The organism is Streptomyces sp. 549 (genome assembly GCF_030124175.1).
Taxonomy (GTDB): domain Bacteria; phylum Actinomycetota; class Actinomycetes; order Streptomycetales; family Streptomycetaceae; genus Streptomyces.
Genome location: NZ_JASKMT010000009.1, coordinates 88,298 through 107,280 on the forward strand (window position 1 = coordinate 88,298; position 18,983 = coordinate 107,280).

The following is an 18,983-nucleotide window of genomic DNA, read 5'->3' on the forward strand; positions in this document are numbered from 1 at the left end:
CTTTCGTCCGTCGGGGTCCGTCGTTCCAGCGTAGACGCAAGCGGGGCGGTCCGAGCCCTCCCGGACCCGGACCGCCCCCTCAGCGACCCCGTAGGGGTCGGATCAGGCCGGAACGATGTTCACCAGTCCGGGTGCCCGCACGATCACCTTGCGGACCCCGGCGCCGCCCAGCGCCGCCACCACGGCGGGAGCGGCCAGGGCCTGGGCCTCCAGGTCCGCGTCGGAGACCGTCGGGGGGACCTCCAGCCGGGCGCGCACCTTGCCCTTGACCTGCACGACGCAGGTGACCGTCTCGTCCACCAGGTACGCCGGGTCGGCCACGGGGAAGTCGTGGTGCACGACCGAGTCGGTGTGGCCCAGGACGCGCCACAGCTCCTCGGCGATGTGCGGCGCCAGCGGCGCGATGAGCAGCACCAGGCCCTCCGCTGCGGCCCGGGGCACCTCGGACAGCTTCGTGACGTGGTTGTTCAGTTCGGTGATCTTGGCGATGGCGGTGTTGAACCGCAGGCCCGCCATGTCCTGCCGGACCCCGTCGACGGCCTTGTGCAGGGCGCGCAGGGTGGCCTCGTCGGGGGCGTTCTCGACGACGGCCAGCCGCCCGGTCGTCTCGTCGACGACGTTGCGCCACAACCGCTGCAGCAGGCGGTACTGGCCGACGACCGCCCGGGTGTCCCACGGGCGGGAGACGTCCAGCGGGCCCATCGCCATCTCGTACAGCCGCAGGGTGTCCGCGCCGTACTCGGCGCTGATCTCGTCCGGGGTGACGGCGTTCTTCAGGGACTTGCCCATCTTGCCCAGCTCGCGTGTCACCTGCTCGCCGCCGTGGAAGTACGCGCCGTCGCGCTCCTCGACGTCGGCGGCCGGCACGGGGAAGCCGCGGCTGTCCCGGTAGACGAAGGCCTGGATCATGCCCTGGTTGTAGAGCTTGTGGAACGGCTCGACCGAGGAGACGTGGCCCAGGTCGTGCAGCACCTTGGTCCAGAACCGGGCGTACAGCAGGTGCAGCACCGCGTGCTCGGAACCGCCGACGTACAGGTCGACGCCGCCGTGCGGGGCGCCCTCACGAGGGCCCATCCAGTAGCGCTCGATGTCCGGGTCGACCAGGCGCTCGCTGTTGTGCGGGTCCAGGTAGCGCAGCTCGTACCAGCACGAACCGGCCCAGTTGGGCATGGTGTTGGTCTCGCGGCGGTACTGCCTTGGCCCGCCGGAGTCGCCGCCCAGGTCCAGGGTGACGTTGACCCAGTCCTCGTTGCGGGAGAGCGGCGTCTCGGGTGAGGTGTCGGCGTCGTCGGGGTCGAAGGTCCGCGGCGAGTAGTCCTCGACCTCGGGCAGCTTCAGCGGCAGCATCGACTCGGGCAGCGGGTGCGCGATGCCGTCCTCGTCGTAGACGATCGGGAACGGCTCGCCCCAGTACCGCTGGCGGCTGAACAGCCAGTCGCGCAGACGGTAGTTGACGGTGCCCTCGCCGATGCCGCGGTCCGCCAGCCAGCGGGCGGCCTCGGCCTTGGCCTCGGTCACCGTCAGGCCGTCCAGCGACAGGGACTCGCCGGTGGAGTGCACGATGCGCGCGTCGTAGGAGTCGAAGGACTCCTCCCAGGTGGCGGGGTCGGTGCCGCGGTCGTCGGACGGCTCCACCACGCAGCGCATCGGCAGCTCGAAGGCACGGGCGAAGGCGAAGTCGCGGCTGTCGTGCGCGGGCACCGCCATGATCGCGCCGGTGCCGTAGCCCATCAGCACGTAGTCGGCGACGAAGACCGGGACCTGGTCGCCGCTGGCCGGGTTGACGGCGTACGCGCCGGTGAAGACGCCGGTCTTGACCTTGGCGTCGGCCTGCCGCTCCACCTCGGACTTCGCGGCGGCCTGGGCCCGGTAGGCCCCGACCGCGTCGGCCGGAGTGGCGTGGCCGCCCGTCCACGCCTCGCGGGTCCCGGCCGGCCAGGCCTGCGGCACCAGCCGGTCGACGAGCGGGTGCTCCGGGGCCAGCACCATGTAGGTGGCGCCGAACAGGGTGTCCTGGCGGGTGGTGAAGACGGTGATGCGCTCCTCGCCCGCGGGGAAGTCGATACGCGCGCCCTCGGAGCGGCCGATCCAGTTCCGCTGCTGCAGCTTGATCGCCTCCGGCCAGTCCAGGCCGTCCAGGTCGTCCAGCAGCCGCTCGGCGTAGGCGGTGATGCGCATGTTCCACTGGCGCAGCTTCGACTTGAAGACGGGGAAGTTGCCGCGCTCGGATCGGCCCTCGGCGGTGACCTCCTCGTTGGCCAGCACCGTGCCCAGTCCGGGGCACCAGTTGACGGGCGCGTCCGAGGCGTACGCCAGGCGGTGGCGGCCCAGCAGGTCGGCACGCTCGGCCGCGGTCAGTTCGTCCCAGGGACCCAGGTCGGCGGGGGTGGGCCGCTCACCGGAGGCGAAGAGCGCGACCAGTTCGTCGATCGGCCGGGCGCGCTGCGCCTCGGTGTCGTACCAGGAGTTGAAGATCTGCAGGAAGATCCACTGCGTCCACCGGTAGTAGTCCGGGTCGATGGTCGCGAAGGACCGGCGCTTGTCGTGGCCCAGGCCCAGCCGGCGCAGCTGCGCCTTCATGTTGACCATGTTGGCCTCGGTGGAGGCCCGCGGGTGGGTGCCGGTCTGGACGGCGTACTGCTCGGCGGGCAGGCCGAACGCGTCGAAGCCCAGGGTGTGCAGGACGTTGTGGCCCGTCATGCGCAGGTAGCGGGCGGAGACGTCGGTGGCGATGTACCCCAGCGGGTGGCCGACGTGCAGTCCGGCGCCCGACGGGTAGGGGAACATGTCCATGATGAACTTGTGCGGCCGCTCGACCGCTGCCGGGTCGCCGCTCAGCTCCCCGGTGGGGTTGGGCGCCTCGTAGGTGCCCTCCTTGTCCCAGAAGTCCTGCCAGCGTGCCTCGATGTCGGCGGCCAGCACCGCCGTGTAGCGGTGCGGGGCCGCGATCTCCGCTGCGGTGGGGGTTTCGCTCATGTCCTCAAAGCTCCATCGAGTCGTCTCTGCCTGCGGAAACGAAAAATCCCCTCGCACAGGAGGGGACGCCGCGCCGATGCCGGCTCCGTCGGAGGGAACCGGGACTGATCAGCGCGGCCCGCTAAGCAGAAGGCGTACAGCACGCATGCGGTCAGGGTACCGCAACGGCCGGGCCGCTCGCCGGTACGTTGCGGGGCGGCGGGGGCGGGGCGGCCGGGTGTGGCGTGCATACGACGAAGGGCCATCCGCAGTGGATGGCCCTTCGAACTGCTGTGGAGCTAAGGAGAATTGAACTCCTGACCTCTTGCATGCCATGCAAGCGCTCTACCAACTGAGCTATAGCCCCGAGTCTGGTCCTCCGCGGGCTTCCCCGCGGCGGCGACGCCCACTCTACACCGGCTCCGGGCGGCTTTGCCAAATCGGTTCCGGCGCCCATCGCGCCCGGTCGGCGGCGCCTGCGATCACGCCGTGACGAAGGAGTAGAAGCGCTTCAGCGTGCAGTGCTCGTCGAGCAGCCGGCCGTAGATGGGCTCGCCCTCCAGCTCCCGGTACGTCTCGATCGGGTCGCCTTTTATGATCAGCGCCCGCGCGCACTCCACACACCAGTACTGGAACCCCGAGTTGACCGGTTCCATGTCACGGACGATCGGGGTGCCGCTGCCGCACCAGTCGCACTTCCTGCTGTGTGCACCCATCAGTCCGTATCAGCTCCAGCTAAGGCCGTAGGCCGTGCACACGTGGCTCACCTCTTCGCTGCCGCCCGCACGGCGGACGGCATACGCAGTTTCCGAGGCAAGGCATCGAATGGGGTCCGGGACACAGGTCCGACCGGCACGGAACCGGCCGTTGGTCTTCCCGCGGATGCACCTGGGCACCGCAACGTCCCTCCCCTTCGGCCCTGTCCCCCCTCCCGGCATTCCGGTGCTGACGATTCTGCCACGATCCCGCAGTGTTCAGGAGCCCGGCCGGGAAGCAAAAAATCCCGCCTCCGATGAGGAGACGGGATCTTCGTGCCGTTTGCGGAGTGGAGCTAAGGAGAATTGAACTCCTGACCTCTTGCATGCCATGCAAGCGCTCTACCAACTGAGCTATAGCCCCGCGTTGCGCTGCCCCGGTTCCTGCCCGGCGCTGCGAACGAGTAGAACTCTACCCGGTGACCTGGCCGGATGAGAAATCCACCCGGCCCCGGTCGACACGGGCTCAGGCGTCGTCGCCGAGCACCGGCTCCGGCAGGCTGCCCGCGTTGTGCTCCAGCAGCCGCCAGCCGCGGGCGCCCTCGCCCAGGACCGACCAGCAGCAGTTGGACAGGCCGCCCAGCGCCTCCCAGGCGTTGGGTTGCAGCCCCAGCAGCCGCCCGATGGTGGTGCGGATGGTGCCGCCGTGGCTGACGACGACCAGGGTGCCGCCGTCCGGCAGCTTGTCCGCATGCCGCTCCACCACGGGCGCGGCCCGATCGGCGACCTCCGTCTCCAGCTCCCCGCCGCCGCGCCGCACCGGCTCACCACGCTTCCAGGCGCGGTACTGCTCGCCGTGGCTCTCCAGGATCTCTTCGTGCGTCAGGCCCTGCCAGTCACCGGCGTAGGTCTCCCGCAGCGCCTCGTCATGGCGCACCTCCAGGCCGGTGACGGCCGACAGCTCCGCTGCGGTGGCCCGGGTCCGCACAAGGTCGGAGGAGACGATCGCATCCGGCTTCAGCCCGGCCAGGAGGCGAGCCGCCCGGCGCGCCTGGTTCAGGCCCTCGGCGGTCAGCGGGATGTCCGTGGAGCCCTGGAAGCGGCGCTCGAGGTTCCACGAGGTCTGGCCGTGGCGCCACAGGACGATCTTCCGCCCGCGGCTCACCGCTCCTGCTCCTCGGGGAGCCCGCCGTCACCGGCCTCCGTGGCGGACCGGCCACGGGTGGCCTCGGCGTCCTCGGGCAGGTCCAGGCGCGGGCAGTCCTTCCACAGGCGCTCCAGCGCGTAGAAGACCCGCTCCTCGCTGTGCTGGACGTGGACCACGATGTCGATGTAGTCCAGCAGGACCCAGCGGCCGTCCCGCTCGCCCTCCCGGCGGACCGGCTTGACGCCCAGTTCCTTCAGCAGGTGCTCCTCGACCCCGTCGACGATCGCCTTCACCTGGCGGTCGTTGGGTGCCGAGGCCAGCAGGAAGGCGTCGGTGATGGCGAGCACGTCGCTGACGTCATAGGCGACGATGTCGTGCGCGAGCTTGTCGGCGGCAGCCTGGGCGGCGGCCCTGATGAGCTCGTTGGAGCGGTCCGTGACGGTCACAGGAGAGGCTTTCGGTCGGCGGGCGGGTACGCACCCAGGATCTCACGCCCCCGCCACGCCTCCCGTCAGCCTTCGTAGTCCTGGCCCAGCACCACCGTGACGTCGGCGTTCGCCGCCGCCTTGCCCTTGGTGGCCGCCTTCGCGGGCAGCCCCAACGTCTTGGCGACCTCCTCCGCCTGGGCCCGGTCCGCCTCGTCGGTGTAGGTGACCTTGCTGGTCGCGACCGCTGTGTCGGCCTCGCCGGACTGGGCGACCGTGTAGCCGCCGTTGGCCAGGGCCGCCTGCGCGGCGGTGCCGGCGTCCGCGTCGCCGCTGGCGTTGCGCAGGCTCACCCGCAGCGCGGCATCCGGGTCGGAGTTGGTCACCGTGCCGCCGAGCACCTTCTTGACCAGACCCTCCGCGGCGGCGTCGCTGATCGTGCCGTTGGACTCCACCGGCAGCGTCTCCGTGTCGTAGTCGCCGTTCTTGGCGTGCTCGGCGAGCAGTGCCAGTGCGGTGCCCAACTCGGCGTCGGACAAGGAAGGGTCCGGGATCTGACCCAGCGACTCCACGGTGCTGGTCGCCGCCTCGCTGTCGCTGGAGAGCTTCTTGAGCACCGCCTGCATCACCTGCCCGAAGCGGGCCAGCTGCGCGGTCTGCTGCTCACCGTCGGCCTGGTGGGTGGCGTACGCCACCGCGGTCCGGCCGTCGAGGTCGCGGGCGGAGCCCTCGTGGACCAGCGGCTTGTCGCCCTTCTTGGGGCCCGGCACGGTGGCGTCGGCGTCCATGGTGATGCCGCCGACCGACTCGACCAGGTTCTCCAGGTAGGGCGTGTCCAGCCGCCAGGTGCCCTTGATCTGCGAGCCGAAGAGGGTGTCCAGCGCACTGCGGGTGGCTCCGGCGCCCTCGGAGCTGAAGGACTTGCCGAGTGTGGTGGTGGTGCCGTCCTCGGTGGCGAGCGCGAGCGCGTTCGGCAGCAGCACCGTGGTGCCGCGCCCGGCGCCCTCGTTGTTGACCAGCAGCGCGGTGCTGATGTCGCCGGAGTCGATGTCCCGGAGGTGCACCACGATCACGTCGCGCTTCTCCGCGGCACCGCTGCCGGACGCGACCTGCTCACCGCGCGGCAGTCCTGGCAGCTTGCCGGCGTACCAGAGGTAGCCCACGCCACCGGCCAGCGCGACCGCCAGCGCCACCACCAGCACCACGACCCGGTTGCGGCCCTTGCGCTTGGCCTCCTCGCGCCGCTCGGTGCGGCTCTCGGAGAACTTCAGCCAGTCGATGACGTCCTCGGACTCCTCGTCCTCCTCCTCGATGAAGGAGAACTCCTCCGTCCGGTACTCCTCGCCGCCGGTCTTCGCGGGCGCGGCCGCCCGGCCGCGGCCGGGCGGCCGCTGGGCGGGGACCACCGGCTCGTCGGTCGCTGCCCGGCGCGCGTCGCCGTCGGACGTGCCGGCGTCACGCGGCGGGTCGGCCGGACGGGGCCGGTCGTCGTACTGCGGCTGCTGGGGGAGCCACTGCTGCTGCTCGGTCCCGGTGCGCGCCTGCTGCGGCGGAGCGGCCTGCTGGGCTGCCTGCTGGGCGCCGTAGCCCTGCGCCGGCTGCGCGTAGGGGTCGTAGCCGCCTGCCGGCCGGCCGGAGGCGTAAGGGTCCTGCGACGGGTACGGGTCCTGGGACGAGTAGGGGTCCGGGGACGGGGACGGGTAGGGGTCCTGGGGCGTGTACGGGTCGTAGGGCGCGCCCTGGTCGTAGGGCGCGCTTCGGTCCGCCGTCGGGTACGCCCCGGCCTGCGAGGTGTACCCGTCGTCCGGCGCGTAGCCGTAGCCGTCGGACGGGCCGGGGACGGCGTAGGGATCGGGCGTGCCGTAGGAGGCGGCGGGCCCGCCGGGGGCGGGGTAGCCGTCGTAGCCGTAGCCCTGTGCCCCGGCACCGCCGCGCCCGTCCGGCTGGCCGCCGGACGCGGGGGCGGGCGGGGCGGGCGCGGCGTAGGGGTCGTACGGGGCGTACGGGTCGTGGTAGATCGGCCGCCCGTACTCGTCGTAGCCGATGAACTGCTGCTCCCCGTACGGATCCTGTCGATCGTTCACGCCTGCCGCCCCTCTAGCCCCTCTGTGCAGAAGCGTCCCGGTACAGGCGGCGCTTGTTGATGTAGCGCACCACACCGTCCGGCACGAGATACCAGACCGGATCGCCCTGCGCCACCCGCGCACGGCAGTCCGTGGAAGAGATCGCCAGAGCCGGCACCTCCACCAGGGACACCCCGCCGTCCGGCAGCCCGGGGTCGGCCAGGGGGTGGCCCGGCCGGGTGACCCCGATGAAGTGCGCGAGGGAGAACAGCTCCTCCGCGTTCCGCCAGGTGAGGATCTGCGCGAGGGCGTCGGCGCCGGTGATGAAGAACAGGTCGGCGTCCGGGTGCTCCGCGTGCAGGTCCCGCAGCGTGTCGATGGTGTACGTCCGGCCGGCCCGGTCGATGTCGATCCGGCTGACCGAGAACTGCGGGTTGGACGCGGTCGCGATCACCGTCATGAGGTAGCGGTCCTCGGCGGCCGAGACCTTCTGGTGGCTCTTCTGCCACGGCTGCCCGGTCGGGACGAAGATGACCTCGTCCAGGTGGAACCGCACGGCCACCTCGCTGGCGGCGACCAGGTGGCCGTGGTGGATCGGGTCGAACGTCCCACCCATGACGCCCAGCCGCCGTTTGCCGGCCCGGGGCACTATGTGCTCTTCCATGCGTGCAGACCCTAACCGCTCGGGCGGGCGCCGACCCCTGCCTCAGCGGTCCCGGTTGAAGCGGGTGGTGATCCACAGGAGGAGGAGCAGGATGAACAGCCCGAAACCGCCGATGAAGTAGGGGTTCAGGCTGTCGTGCTGACCGCCGTGCTCACCGCCCTGGGCGAGCAGGCCGAGAGCGTGCACGGAGCTGGGGAAAGTCATCGTTTGCGTACCTGTCCAGGAGATAAGCGGGCGGTGAGTTGCCCACATCGTAAGCGGAGCGGGTTTGTGCGGCTCGGCACACCCACCCCGTAGGCTGGTCGCACAGCCAAGGGGGACGGGCCACGATGAAGACCCGTAAGGGGGCCACATGAGCGACAGCAAGGGCAACACCGAGCATCTGCCGGGACGTGAGCGCAGGCGCTTCCCCGACATCTCGTCCAGGGCGTACGAGCATCCCGCGGACCGTTCCGCACTGGTGGCGTTGCGGAAACTGACCGGTTTCGACACCGTCTTCAAGACTCTCAGCGGGCTGCTGCCCGAGCGCAGCCTGCGGCTGCTGTTCCTGTCCGACTCGGTCCGCGTCAGCGACCAGCAGTTCGTCCACCTGCACCTGATGCTGAAGGACGCCTGCGAGATCCTGGACCTGCCGGCGGTCCCGCCGATGTACGTGACGCAGGACCCGCTGCCGAACGCGATGTGCATCGGCATGGACAAGCCGATCATCGTGGTCACCACCGGCCTCGTCGAACTGCTCGACGAGGAGGAGATGCGGGCCGTCGTCGGTCACGAGGTGGGCCACGCGCTGTCCGGCCACTCGGTCTACCGGACGATCCTGCTCTTCCTCACCACGATCGCGCTGAAGGTCGCCTGGATCCCGCTGGGCAACGTGGCGATCATGGCCCTGGTGACGGCCCTGCGGGAGTGGTTCCGCAAGTCGGAGCTGTCCGCGGACCGGGCCGGGCTGCTCGTCGGGCAGGACCTCCAGGCGTCGATGCGCGGCCTGATGAAGCTCGCCGGCGGCAACCACCTGCACGAGATGAACGTCGACGCGTTCCTCGCCCAGGCGGAGGAGTACGAGGCCGGCGGCGACATGCGCGACTCGGTGCTGAAGATCCTCAGCATCCTGCCGCGCAGCCACCCGTTCACCACCGTCCGGGCCGCCGAGCTGAAGAAGTGGTCGGAGAGCCGGGACTTCCAGCGGCTCATGGACGGCCACTACCCGCGGCGCGGCGAGGACCAGGAGGCGTCCGTCAGCGACTCCATCCGCGACTCGGCGAACCACTACGCCGAGTCGGTACGCAACAGCAAGGACCCGCTGATGGGCCTGGTCCGCGACCTGGCCGGCGGGGCCGGCGAGTTCGGCGGCAAGCTCCGGGACTTCGCCACCGGCGGCGCCCGGCGCCCCGACAGCGGCAGCGGCAGCAGCACGGAGAGCGGCGGGAGCGCCCCCGGCGCCTGACCCGCACCTGCGTGAGCGACCTCCGCCCCGCCTCCGCCCCGGCCCGCCGGGGCGGAGGCGGGGCGCGCAGGGCGGGGCCCTCCGCCGGGGCGGGGTCGGATCAGCCCGGCAGGACGGGCTGGGCGGACGGCGCCAGCACGCCGCACAGGGCGGCGCTGCCCCGGCCCTGTGCGTAGGGGTCGGTCTCGCTCGCCCGGTCGGCGTCCTCACCGGCCAGCAGCGGACGCAGCCGGTCGTGGACCGCTCCCCCGCACGGCAGCGGTCCGGCCTGGGTGAGGCTGTGCTCGACGGACAGGCGGCGTTCGCGCAGGTCGGCCCGGTCGAAGTGCATGCGCAGCTCACGGCGGACGGTGAACAGCGAAGCCTCCTGGCCGGGCGGGGCGTCCGCCGGTCGGAGCGCGTAGACCAGCACGTGGTCGGCGGTGACCTCCAGCGCGTCCTCACCGGACTGGACGACGTGCAGCGTGCCGCGCACCCGTACCCCCGGGTCGGCCAGCTCGACCCGTGCCGCGTCGAACCGCACCAGCCAGCCCGTCGCCAGGTGCCGGCCGTCCGCCGCGGGGCTGCGCATGCTCCGGTCGAACTGCTGGTGCTGCGCCGGGGTGAGCAGGGCACGCACGGGCTCCTCCGCGCCGCCGGTGAGCACCTGCGGCGACAGCGAGGACTCCACCACGTAGGTCTTCGCCATGGTGAGGGCTGCGAGCACCTGCTCCGGTGAGAACCGGGTGGTCCGCTCCGCGGCCGGCAGCACGATGCCCTCGGCGCCGATGTCGAAGCGCGCCGCCGGACTGTTCTCGAACAGGTCCGCCGGATCGGAGCCCGGTACCGCGCCGCGCGGCGCGAGCGGGACGACGGCGGCACGCAGCGGCTCCGCGGGGCGGACGACGGGTTCCTGGTAGGGCGTGCTCACTCCCATCCAGATCGCCGCGCCGAAGGCCAGCACGATGAGCAGCATCAGCAGCAGGCCCTGACCGGTGGGCCTGCGGGTGGTGGGCAGCCTGCGCACGGCCGACTCGGGCAGCGGGCGCACCGGGGTCTCGCGGTGGTCCTCCAGCCGTTCCCTTGCGGAGAACTCCTGGAGGCGCGCATCCCGCACGAAGGTCTCGTCGAAGACGGTGGCACGCAGTTCGTCGTCGTCGCTTGCTCCGGAAGGCGAGCCCTCAGGTGGGTTTCCACGCCCGGTCATACGAACAGGGTAGGCACCTGCGGCGGATCGTAAACGCCCCAGGACCGGGCGACTTCGCGCCAGGCGGCGGCGCGCCCGGTCAGCCGCCGTTCAGCCGTTGTCGGGTTCGGCGGCGGCGGAGGAGATGGTGGGTGTGCCGGTGTCCGCGGACACCGAGGGCAGCGCGCCGGGCGGGGCGTTCACCGTCACGTCGACCTCCGTGGTGGCGGGCGGCGGCACCGACTCGTCGGGCTCGCCGCCGGAACCCCGGTAGACGGCGGCGAACGCCATGGCGACCATGCCGACGCCCATCACCACGGCGAGCACCCAGGCGACCGGCCGCTGCCAGCGGATCGGTTCGCGGGCGAACGGGGCGCGGTTCTCGCGCTCCCACGCGTACTCCGCGTACTCGGGGTCCTCGCGGGCGAAGCGGCGCGCGTCGTCCGGGTCCCCGTAGACGTAGCCGCCCACCGGGCCTCGGTCGTACTCGTCCGGATGCCGCTGGGCCAGGCCCTCTTCGAAGAGTTGCTGAGCCTCCGCCTCGGCCCGGGCCCGGGCGGCGGCCAGCATGCGTTCCTCGGCGCTGGGCTCGTGGACCGACGCGGTCCGCACGAACTCCTCGTCGAGCACCAGGGAGGCGAACGCGTCGTCCGCCGCCCTGTCGTCGCGGTCATCGGGCTCCTCGCCGTCCGGGAACGGCTGGCCTCCCACCTCGTCCGGCATATTGTCCAGCGTAGACCGGTCCGGGCGGTGAGGGCAGGGGGAAGCCGAATTCACCCACTGCCCGGGGACGGGCGCGGCCCGTCCCCGGGGGGCGGGTCAGTGGCGGGTGTGGCCGTCGCCGGTGACGACGTACTTGGTGGAGGTCAGCTCCGGCAGGCCCATCGGGCCGCGGGCGTGCAGCTTCTGGGTGGAGATGCCGATCTCGGCGCCGAACCCGAACTGGCTGCCGTCGGTGAACCGGGTGGAGGCGTTGACCATGACGGCGGTGGAGTCGACCAGTGCGACGAAGCGCCGGGCGGCGGCGGTGTCGCCGGTGACGATGGCCTCGGTGTGCCCGGACGTCCAGCGCCGGATGTGCTCGACCGCGGCGTCCAGGTCGGGCACCACGGCGGCGGCGATGTCGTGGGACAGGTACTCGGTGGCCCAGTCCTCCTCGGTGGCGGCGACCACCGCGTCACCGGCCTTCTGCCAGTGCGCGTCACCGTGCACGGTGACGCCGGCCTCGGCGAGAGCCGCCAGCGCGCGGGGGAGGAACGCGTCGGCGATGCCCTGGTGCACCAGCACGGTCTCGGCGGCGTTGCACACGCTGGGCCGCTGGGCCTTGGAGTTGACCAGGATGTCGACGGCCATGTCCAGGTCCGCACGCTCGTCGACGTAGACGTGGCAGTTTCCGACACCCGTCTCGATGACCGGGACGGTGGAGCCCTCCACGACGGCCTTGATGAGCGAGGCACCGCCGCGCGGGATGAGCACGTCCACCAGGCCGCGGGCCGTCATCAGCTCGGTGACGCTGTCCCGGGACTCGCCCGGCACCAGCTGCACCGCGTCGGCCGGCAGCCCGGCTCCGGCGACCGCGTCCCGCACCACCTCCACCAGGGCGGTGTTCGACGCGTACGCCGAGGAGGAGCCGCGCAGCAGGACCGCGTTGCCGGACTTCAGGCAGAGCGCCGCGGCGTCCACGGTCACGTTGGGACGCGCCTCGTAGATGATGCCGACCACTCCGAGCGGGACGCGGACCTGGCGCAGCTCCAGCCCGTTGGGCAGCGTCGAGCCGCGAACCACCTCGCCGACCGGGTCGGGCAGCGCCACCACGTCGCGCACGTCGGAGGCGATGGCGGCGACCCGCTCGGGCGTGAGGGTGAGGCGGTCGACGATGCCCTCCGCGGTGCCGGCCGCGCGGGCCCGCTCGACGTCGCGCCGGTTCGCCTCGGTGATCTCGTCCGTCCGGGTGACCAGGGCGTCGGCGACGGCCAGCAGCGCGGCGTCCCGGGCGGTGCGCGGCAGCGGGGCCAGGGCGGCGGCGGCCGTCCGGGCGCGGCGGGCGGTGTCCAGTACGGGCGAGGTCTGCGGTGCGCTGCTCATGACGGAAGCGTAGCCAGCCGCCCGGCGCGTCCAGAACAGGGTCCACCGGTCGAGACGGGAGGGCGGCGCCCGGCCGGCGGGCGCCGGCAGCGCGGACGGGCCGTAACGGGTGCGGGCCGGACGGGTGCGGGCCGGACAGGTGCGCGTCAGAACGGGTGCACGCCGAGCGCGGTGGCCGGCGGCGGGCCGTAGCCCTCCGCGATCCGCTGGTGGTACGTGGGCCGGTCGATGACCTCCAGCCCGACGATCTCCCACGGCGGCAGCTTGGCCGAGGCCCGGTGCTCACCCCACAGCCGCAGCGCGACGGCCGCCGCGTCGTGCAGGTCCCGCGCCTCCTCCCAGTAGCGGATCTCGGCGTGGTCGTTGGCGTAGCGGCTGGTCAGCAGGAAGGGGTGGTCGTGGGCGAGCTGCTCCAGGGCGCGCCGCACCTCGGCGAGCGGCGCCTCCGCACCGGACACACTGAGCGTCACGTGCCACAGCCGCGACACCTCGCGGGGGTCCGCCAGCAGCTCCCCGTCCGGCTGGGTCGGCCGGACCGCGGCCCCCCGGTGGGGGCCCGTGCCGACGCTGGCCAGTCGTCTCACCGGCGGCCTCCTGGTCTGGTGCGGGTCGGGTGCTCACGTCGTTTCCGACGGAACAAAGTTGACCAGTCCAGAGGCGGCTTTGTGGCCGTTTTCCGGAAGGTGTCCGTGGAAAGGCTGCACTTTTACCGGACCCGCACACCTGTGACGGTGATGCGTCGGACGTCAGGACGACAGCACGACCAGGTCGTCGCGGTGGACGATCTCCCGTTCGTACGCGGGGCCGAGTTCCCGGGCCAGGTCGCGCGTCGAGCGGCCGAGCAGCTGGGGGATCTCCCTGGCGTCGAAGTTGACCAGGCCGCGGGCGACGGCGAGTCCGCGCCCGTCGCGCAGCTCCACCGGGTCCCCGGCGGAGAAGTCGCCCTCGACCCGCTCCACGCCAGCGGGCAGCAGCGAGGTGCGGCGCTGCACCACGGCAGCCACGGCGCCGTCGTCCAGGACCAGCGCGCCGCGCGGGGTGGAGGCGTGGGCCAGCCACAGCAGCCGGTCCGTCGAGCGGCGCCCGGTGCGGTGGAAGAAGGTGCCGGTGGGCCGGCCGGCCAGGGCGTCGGCGGCACGGCTGGCGGAGGTGAGCACCACGGGCACCCCTGCTCCGGTGGCGATCCTGGCGGCGTCCACCTTGGTCACCATGCCGCCGGTACCGACCCCGGCCTGTCCCACGCTGCCCAGCGAGACCCCCGCCAGGTCGGCGGGACCGCGCACCTCGGCGAGACGGCTGGTGCCCGGCGTGCTGGGGTCCCCGTCGTAGAGGCCGTCCACGTCGGAGAGCAGGACGAGCAGGTCGGCGCGGACCAGGTGGGCGACGAGGGCGGCCAGCCGGTCGTTGTCGCCGAACCGGATCTCGTCCGTGGCCACCGTGTCGTTCTCGTTGACGACCGGCACGGCCCCCATCACCAGCAGCTGCTCAAGGGTGCGGAAGGCGTTGCGGTAGTGGCCGCGGCGGCTGGTGTCGTCGGAGGTGAGCAGCACCTGCCCGACCCGGCGGCCGTAGCGGGCGAAGGAGGCCGTGTACCGGGCCACGAGCAGGCCCTGGCCGACGCTGGCGGCGGCCTGCTGGCGAGCGAGGTCGCGGGGGCGGCGGTCGAGCCCCAGCGGGGAGAGGCCGGCGGCGATGGCCCCGGAGGACACCAGCACGATCTCCTTGGCGCCCTCGGCCCCTTCCGCTTCCTCGGACCCGCGGGCGCCGTAGGCGGCGAGCACGTCCACGAGAGCGTCCACCCGGTCAGCGTCGAGGCCGCCCGACGCGGTGGTCAGCGACGACGAGCCCACCTTCACGACGACTCTGCGCGCCGCCAGCACCTCGGCCCGCGTCCCGTCCGCCTGCTCCGCACCCGCCGCTGCCACCGGTACCCCTGCACTGTGTCGTGTTGTCGTTCGTGCCGCCGTGCGTGCCGTCGTCCGGCCGTCGGCTGATTCTGGTCGTCGGGCGCAATGTAACGCGAGGCGGCCCGGCGACGCGCGGCCGGTCCAGCCGCCGGACGCGCCCAGCGCCCGGAGTGGGCAGGCCGGGCGCAAGGGAGGAGGGGTGACCTCCCGTAGAATCAGGGCCGTTGTCGCTCGCTCCGCACGTTCGTCACACCGTGTGCTTGATCACCGGGAATTGTCACGCGCAGCGCTTCCGCATACGGTCGGGGGTCACTCCGGTCGACCCCACGTCCGACCGCCCCATCCGATCGCCTCCTGCCAGGAGCCCAGCCCGTGCCGTTCGCCGGACTCGTTTCCCGCCGCGTAGGACAGCTCTCCGCCCTCCTCGCGATGCTGGTGTTCTTCTCCGCCCAGCTCGCCGGGGCCCTGCTGCCCAACGTCCCCCTGTTCATCGCCGCCTCCGCGGCGGGCTTCACCCTCGACCTGTACCTCCACCACAGGCAGCCCGGCCTGCTGGCGCTGCTGGGCAGAGTCCGCTTCGACGTGCCGACCCGGCAGTTGCTGCGCGACATGCTGCTGGTGATCGGACTGGTCCAGGCGCCGGGCATCGACCCGCTGGCCGAGGCCCCGCTCGTCCTGATGCTGATGGGCGCCTACGCGGCCCACTTCGCCTGCCAGGCGGTGGCCCTGCTGGTGCGGCGCAACCGCACGCTGCCGATCCTCACCCGCAACATCGACACCACCGCCATGCGGCTGTCGGCCGCTCCCCCGCGGATCCTCGCCAGGCAGCCCAGCCGGCGGCTGCTGCACTTCATGGCCCCCGCCACCGCCGGCCTGCTGGGCACCGCGGCCACCCAGGAGGTGCTGTGGGGCGCGGTCGGCGTCGCGTCCAGCCTCACGCTGTTCGTCGCCGGTACCGTGCTGCTGGGCACCTGGATGCTGCCCGGCAAGCGCACCCCGACCGAGCGGGAGGCGCTGGCCTGGCTGGACAAGTGGCTGGCGTCGTACAAGCCGACGGTCGCCATGTACTTCTCCGGCGGACCCACGTCGGCCTACCAGGCGAACATGTGGCTCTCCACGCTCGCCGAGCTGGACGCCAAGCCGCTGATCGTGCTGCGTGAACGCTTCATGATGCAGAAGATCGAGGCGACGGACGTGCCCGTCGTGTGCATCCCCAAGGTGGCCAACCTGATGTCGCTGGAGCACTCGTCGCTGAAGACGATGCTGCACCCGGCGAACTCCGGCAAGACCTCGCAGGTGCTGCGCATCCCCTCGATCAAGCACGCCTTCATCAACCACGGCGAGAGCGACAAGCTCTCCAGCTGCAACCCCTACGCCAAGGCCTACGACGAGGTGTGGGTCGCCGGCCCCGCCGCCCGCGCCCGGTACCAGCTCGCCGAGATCGGGGTGGACGACCACGACGTGGTCGAGGTGGGACGGCCGCAGCTGGCACCGATCAAGCCGTACGCGGGCGCGCCCACCGGCGCGTTCACCACGGTGCTCTACGCCCCCACGTGGGAGGGCTGGACGGACGACCCGGGCAACACCTCCGTCATCCTGGCCGGCGAGAACATCGTGCGCGCGCTGCTCGCCGACCCGGCCGTCCGGCTGCTGTACAAGCCGCACCCGATGACCGGTTCCGTCGACCCGCGTGCGGGCGCGGCGAACGCCCGCATCCAGGCCCTCATCCACGAGGCCAACGCGCGCCGCGCCGCTGAGCCCGGCCGCTCGCGCCCCGGCGCCGCGGCGCTCGCCGAGCTGGACCGCAGCACCCGGGAGCTGGAGCGGATCGCCACGGCCACGTTCCGCGAGAGCGCCGACGACGTGGAGCGCATGATGATCCAGGCCACGCCCGGGGCCGACCGGGCGAAGGCCGTCACCGAGGCGACCGCCGAGTGGGAGGCCGCGTACTGGGCCTCGCTGCCGGAGTGGGAGCACCAGGTCATCACCGACGTCCGGCCCGGCATCTACGCCTGCTTCAACCAGGCCGACCTGCTGGTCAGCGACGTCTCCAGCGTCGTCTCCGACTACCTGAGCAGCGAGAAGCCCTACGCGGTGGCCAACACCAGCGGCCTGTCGGAGGAGGAGTTCCGGGCCGGTTTCCCGACGGTCCGCGCGGCGACCGTGCTCAGCCCCGCGGCGGACGCCGTCCCCGCGCTGCTGGCCGCGGTCCGCGACCCGGAGCAGGACACCTTCGCGGCCGAGCGGGCCGCGCTGAAGGTGCACCTGCTCGGGCCCGCCGACCCGCCGTCCATCGAGCGCTTCAACCAGGCCGTGGCCGACCTGCGCGGCAAGGCGGACGAGCGGCGCCGGCGGATCGCCGAGCGGCTCACCGAGATCCCCGGGCAGCGCGAGCTGGACGGCATGGACACCTTCGCCGCCGCCTCGGAGAACGACAGCGACGGCACCGAGCTGTCCGAGGACTCGATCATCGCCTAGGCCCGCACGCTCTGGGTGGCTGGGCGTCTGGGCACGACGGCGGCACAGGACCCGCCTGCACAAAGGCCGGTGGGCCCGGAGGCGAGTCGCCTCCGGGCCCACCGGCCTTTCCGATACCGGCCGCCCTCACGCGAAGGGGTCGAAGTCCCGGTACTCCTGCTCGCTGTCGGTCAGCTCCGCGTCACGGTCCCGGCGGCGCTGCGCCGCGGGCCGCGGGGCCTCCATGCGGTGGTCCTCGCCGCGTCGGCCGAGCATCTCGGCGCCGGCGGACATGGTCGGCTCCCAGTCGAAGACGACCGCGTTGTCGTCGCTGCCGATGGCCACGCCGTCCCCCTCCCGGGCGCCGGCCTTGACCAGCGCGTCCTCCACGCCGAGGCGGTTGAGCCGGTCGGCGAGGTAGCCGACGGCCTCGTCGTTCTGGAAGTCGGTCTGCCGCACCCAGCGCTCGGGCTTCTCGCCGCGCACCCGGAACAGGCCGTCGTCCTCGCGGGAGACGGTGAAGCCGGTGTCGTCGACGGCCTTCGGACGGATGACCACCCGGGTCGACTCGTCCTTGGGCTTGGCCGCCCGCGCCTCGTCCACGATGCCGGCGAGTGCGAAGGACAGCTCCTTCAGCCCGTGGCGGGACACCGCGGACACCTCGAACACGCGGTAGCCGCGGCGCTCCAGGTCGGGGCGGATCATGTCGGCGAGGTCCTGCCCGTCGGGCACGTCCACCTTGTTCAGGGCGACGACTCGCGGCCGGTCGCCGAGCCCGCCGTACTGGGCGAGTTCGGCCTCGATGACGTCCAGGTCGGAGACCGGGTCCCGGTCGGACTCCAGCGTCGCGCAGTCCAGCACGTGCACCAGCACCGAGCAGCGCTCGACGTGCCGCAGGAACTCCAGGCCCAGGCCGCGGCCCTCACTGGCGCCCGGGATGAGACCGGGCACGTCGGCGACGGTGTAGACCGTCGAGCCGGCGGTGACGACGCCCAGGTTCGGCACGAGCGTGGTGAAGGGGTAGTCGGCGATCTTCGGCTTGGCCGCGGACAGCACCGAGATCAGCGAGGACTTGCCTGCCGAGGGGTAGCCGACCAGGGCGACGTCGGCGACCGTCTTGAGTTCCAGGCTCACGTCGCGCGTCTCGCCGGGCTCACCGAGCAGGGCGAAGCCGGGGGCCTTGCGGCGGGCGGAGGCCAGCGCCGCGTTGCCCAGGCCGCCGCGACCACCCTGGCCTGCGACGAAGGTGGTGCCCTGGCCGACCAGGTCGGCCAGCACGTTGCCGTCCCGGTCGAGCACGACGGTGCCGTCGGGCACCGGCAGGACGAGGTCCTCGCCGCTGGCGCCCATGCGGTTGCCGCCCTCGCCGGGCTTGCCGCTGGTGGCCTTGCGGTGCGGGCTGTGGTGGTAGTCCAGCAGCGTCGTGACGTCCTGGTCGACGACCAGGATCACGTCACCGCCCCGGCCGCCGTTGCCGCCGTCGGGGCCGCCGAGCGGTTTGAACTTCTCCCGGTGCACGGAGGCGCAGCCGTGGCCACCGCTACCCGCGGCGATGTGCAGCTCGACGCGGTCCACGAAGGTGGTCATGACGGATGCCTCCTGGCTGTTCTGTGGGTGTTTCTCGTAGTAACACACCGAGGGCGGTACCGCTTCCCCCTGCTGGGGAGACGGTCCGCCCTCGGAAAGCTGCCGGATCGTGCCAGAGGCTGGTTACACAGCGACCGGGACGATGTTCACGACCTTGCGGCCGCGGTGGGTGCCGAACTGCACGGCACCGGCGTCCAGCGCGAACAGGGTGTCGTCGCCGCCGCGGCCGACGCCCGTGCCCGGGTGGAAGTGGGTGCCACGCTGCCGGACGATGATCTCGCCGGCGTTCACGACCTGACCACCGAAGCGCTTGACGCCGAGGCGCTGAGCGTTGGAGTCACGACCGTTCCGAGTGGACGATGCGCCCTTCTTGTGTGCCATCTCTCCTC

16 protein-coding genes and 2 tRNA genes are annotated in these 18,983 nt (G+C 72.3%); 2 read left to right on the forward strand and 16 right to left on the reverse strand.

The window, feature by feature from the left end:
- Nucleotides 1-102: 102 nt before the first annotated feature.
- From leuS to QNO07_RS13260, 9 genes are all read right to left on the reverse strand, one after another.
- A complete protein-coding gene (leuS, locus tag QNO07_RS13220; protein WP_283992078.1) occupies nt 103-2,976 on the reverse strand; it encodes a leucine--tRNA ligase in 2,874 nt (957 codons plus the stop codon).
- A 273-nt stretch (nt 2,977-3,249) separates the two neighbouring features.
- A tRNA-Ala gene (locus tag QNO07_RS13225) sits at nt 3,250-3,322 on the reverse strand.
- 115 nt (nt 3,323-3,437) lie between these two features.
- Nucleotides 3,438-3,671 carry a hypothetical protein gene (locus QNO07_RS13230; protein ID WP_283992079.1) on the reverse strand — a complete coding sequence of 78 codons (234 nt, stop codon included), beginning with the start codon at nt 3,669-3,671 and terminating at the stop codon, nt 3,438-3,440.
- A gap of 330 nt (nt 3,672-4,001) precedes the next feature.
- Nucleotides 4,002-4,074 (reverse strand) — tRNA-Ala (locus tag QNO07_RS13235).
- A 102-nt stretch (nt 4,075-4,176) separates the two neighbouring features.
- On the reverse strand, nt 4,177-4,815 hold the full coding sequence (locus QNO07_RS13240) for a histidine phosphatase family protein (RefSeq protein WP_283992080.1): 639 nt from the start codon (nt 4,813-4,815) through the stop codon (nt 4,177-4,179).
- Nucleotides 4,812-5,243: a ribosome silencing factor gene (gene rsfS, locus QNO07_RS13245; RefSeq protein ID WP_283992082.1), complete on the reverse strand. Its 432-nt coding sequence runs from the start codon at nt 5,241-5,243 to the stop codon at nt 4,812-4,814. Before rsfS ends, QNO07_RS13240 begins: the two co-directional genes overlap by 4 nt.
- Nucleotides 5,244-5,308: 65 nt before the next feature.
- Nucleotides 5,309-7,306 carry an LCP family protein gene (locus QNO07_RS13250; protein WP_283992083.1) on the reverse strand — a complete coding sequence of 666 codons (1,998 nt, stop codon included), beginning with the start codon at nt 7,304-7,306 and terminating at the stop codon, nt 5,309-5,311.
- 13 nt (nt 7,307-7,319) lie between these two features.
- Nucleotides 7,320-7,949, reverse strand: a complete 630-nt coding sequence (nadD, locus tag QNO07_RS13255) for a nicotinate-nucleotide adenylyltransferase (protein ID WP_283992084.1) — start codon at nt 7,947-7,949, stop codon at nt 7,320-7,322.
- Nucleotides 7,950-7,991: 42 nt separating this feature from the next.
- On the reverse strand, nt 7,992-8,153 hold the full coding sequence (locus QNO07_RS13260) for a hypothetical protein (RefSeq protein ID WP_283992085.1): 162 nt from the start codon (nt 8,151-8,153) through the stop codon (nt 7,992-7,994).
- Nucleotides 8,154-8,301: 148 nt separating this feature from the next.
- On the opposite strand from QNO07_RS13260, the gene QNO07_RS13265 reads away from it, so the two are divergent.
- Complete coding sequence (locus tag QNO07_RS13265; RefSeq protein ID WP_283992086.1) at nt 8,302-9,393, forward strand: M48 family metallopeptidase; 1,092 nt, start codon at nt 8,302-8,304, stop codon at nt 9,391-9,393.
- 100 nt (nt 9,394-9,493) lie between these two features.
- Here the strand turns inward: QNO07_RS13265 and QNO07_RS13270 are convergent, their stop codons facing one another.
- From QNO07_RS13270 to proB, 5 genes are all read right to left on the reverse strand, one after another.
- Complete coding sequence (locus QNO07_RS13270; protein WP_283992087.1) at nt 9,494-10,579, reverse strand: SCO2583 family membrane protein; 1,086 nt, start codon at nt 10,577-10,579, stop codon at nt 9,494-9,496.
- Nucleotides 10,580-10,669: 90 nt separating this feature from the next.
- Complete coding sequence (locus QNO07_RS13275) at nt 10,670-11,281, reverse strand: SCO2584 family spore wall biosynthesis protein (protein WP_283992089.1); 612 nt, start codon at nt 11,279-11,281, stop codon at nt 10,670-10,672.
- A gap of 96 nt (nt 11,282-11,377) precedes the next feature.
- Nucleotides 11,378-12,643 carry a glutamate-5-semialdehyde dehydrogenase gene (locus QNO07_RS13280; protein WP_283992090.1) on the reverse strand — a complete coding sequence of 422 codons (1,266 nt, stop codon included), beginning with the start codon at nt 12,641-12,643 and terminating at the stop codon, nt 11,378-11,380.
- Nucleotides 12,644-12,789: 146 nt separating this feature from the next.
- Nucleotides 12,790-13,227, reverse strand: a complete 438-nt coding sequence (locus tag QNO07_RS13285) for a DUF8830 family protein (protein WP_502961832.1) — start codon at nt 13,225-13,227, stop codon at nt 12,790-12,792.
- 162 nt (nt 13,228-13,389) lie between these two features.
- Entirely contained in the window at nt 13,390-14,568 is a 1,179-nt protein-coding gene (gene proB / locus QNO07_RS13290) for a glutamate 5-kinase (RefSeq protein ID WP_502961833.1), read from the reverse strand.
- 354 nt (nt 14,569-14,922) lie between these two features.
- Here proB and QNO07_RS13295 point away from each other — a divergent pair, with 354 nt between their 5' ends.
- Complete coding sequence (locus QNO07_RS13295) at nt 14,923-17,028, forward strand: CDP-glycerol glycerophosphotransferase family protein (protein ID WP_283992091.1); 2,106 nt, start codon at nt 14,923-14,925, stop codon at nt 17,026-17,028.
- Between the two features lie 126 nt (nt 17,029-17,154).
- Here the strand turns inward: QNO07_RS13295 and obgE are convergent, their stop codons facing one another.
- Entirely contained in the window at nt 17,155-18,594 is a 1,440-nt protein-coding gene (obgE, locus tag QNO07_RS13300; RefSeq protein ID WP_283992093.1) for a GTPase ObgE, read from the reverse strand.
- A gap of 123 nt (nt 18,595-18,717) precedes the next feature.
- A complete protein-coding gene (rpmA, locus tag QNO07_RS13305; protein WP_283992094.1) occupies nt 18,718-18,975 on the reverse strand; it encodes a 50S ribosomal protein L27 in 258 nt (85 codons plus the stop codon).
- Between the last annotated feature and the right edge of the window lie 8 nt (nt 18,976-18,983).

Coding starts and splice junctions, on each gene's coding strand:
- QNO07_RS13230 (WP_283992079.1), bottom strand. CDS start 3,671: ATGGGTGCACACAGCAGGAAGTGCGACTGGTGCGGCAGCGGCACCCCG.
- nadD (WP_283992084.1), bottom strand. CDS start 7,949: ATGGAAGAGCACATAGTGCCCCGGGCCGGCAAACGGCGGCTGGGCGTC.
- QNO07_RS13280 (WP_283992090.1), bottom strand. CDS start 12,643: ATGAGCAGCGCACCGCAGACCTCGCCCGTACTGGACACCGCCCGCCGC.
- QNO07_RS13275 (WP_283992089.1), bottom strand. CDS start 11,281: ATGCCGGACGAGGTGGGAGGCCAGCCGTTCCCGGACGGCGAGGAGCCC.
- QNO07_RS13265 (WP_283992086.1), top strand. CDS start 8,302: ATGAGCGACAGCAAGGGCAACACCGAGCATCTGCCGGGACGTGAGCGC.
- rpmA (WP_283992094.1), bottom strand. CDS start 18,975: ATGGCACACAAGAAGGGCGCATCGTCCACTCGGAACGGTCGTGACTCC.
- leuS (WP_283992078.1), bottom strand. CDS start 2,976: ATGAGCGAAACCCCCACCGCAGCGGAGATCGCGGCCCCGCACCGCTAC.
- QNO07_RS13260 (WP_283992085.1), bottom strand. CDS start 8,153: ATGACTTTCCCCAGCTCCGTGCACGCTCTCGGCCTGCTCGCCCAGGGC.
- QNO07_RS13270 (WP_283992087.1), bottom strand. CDS start 10,579: ATGACCGGGCGTGGAAACCCACCTGAGGGCTCGCCTTCCGGAGCAAGC.
- obgE (WP_283992093.1), bottom strand. CDS start 18,594: ATGACCACCTTCGTGGACCGCGTCGAGCTGCACATCGCCGCGGGTAGC.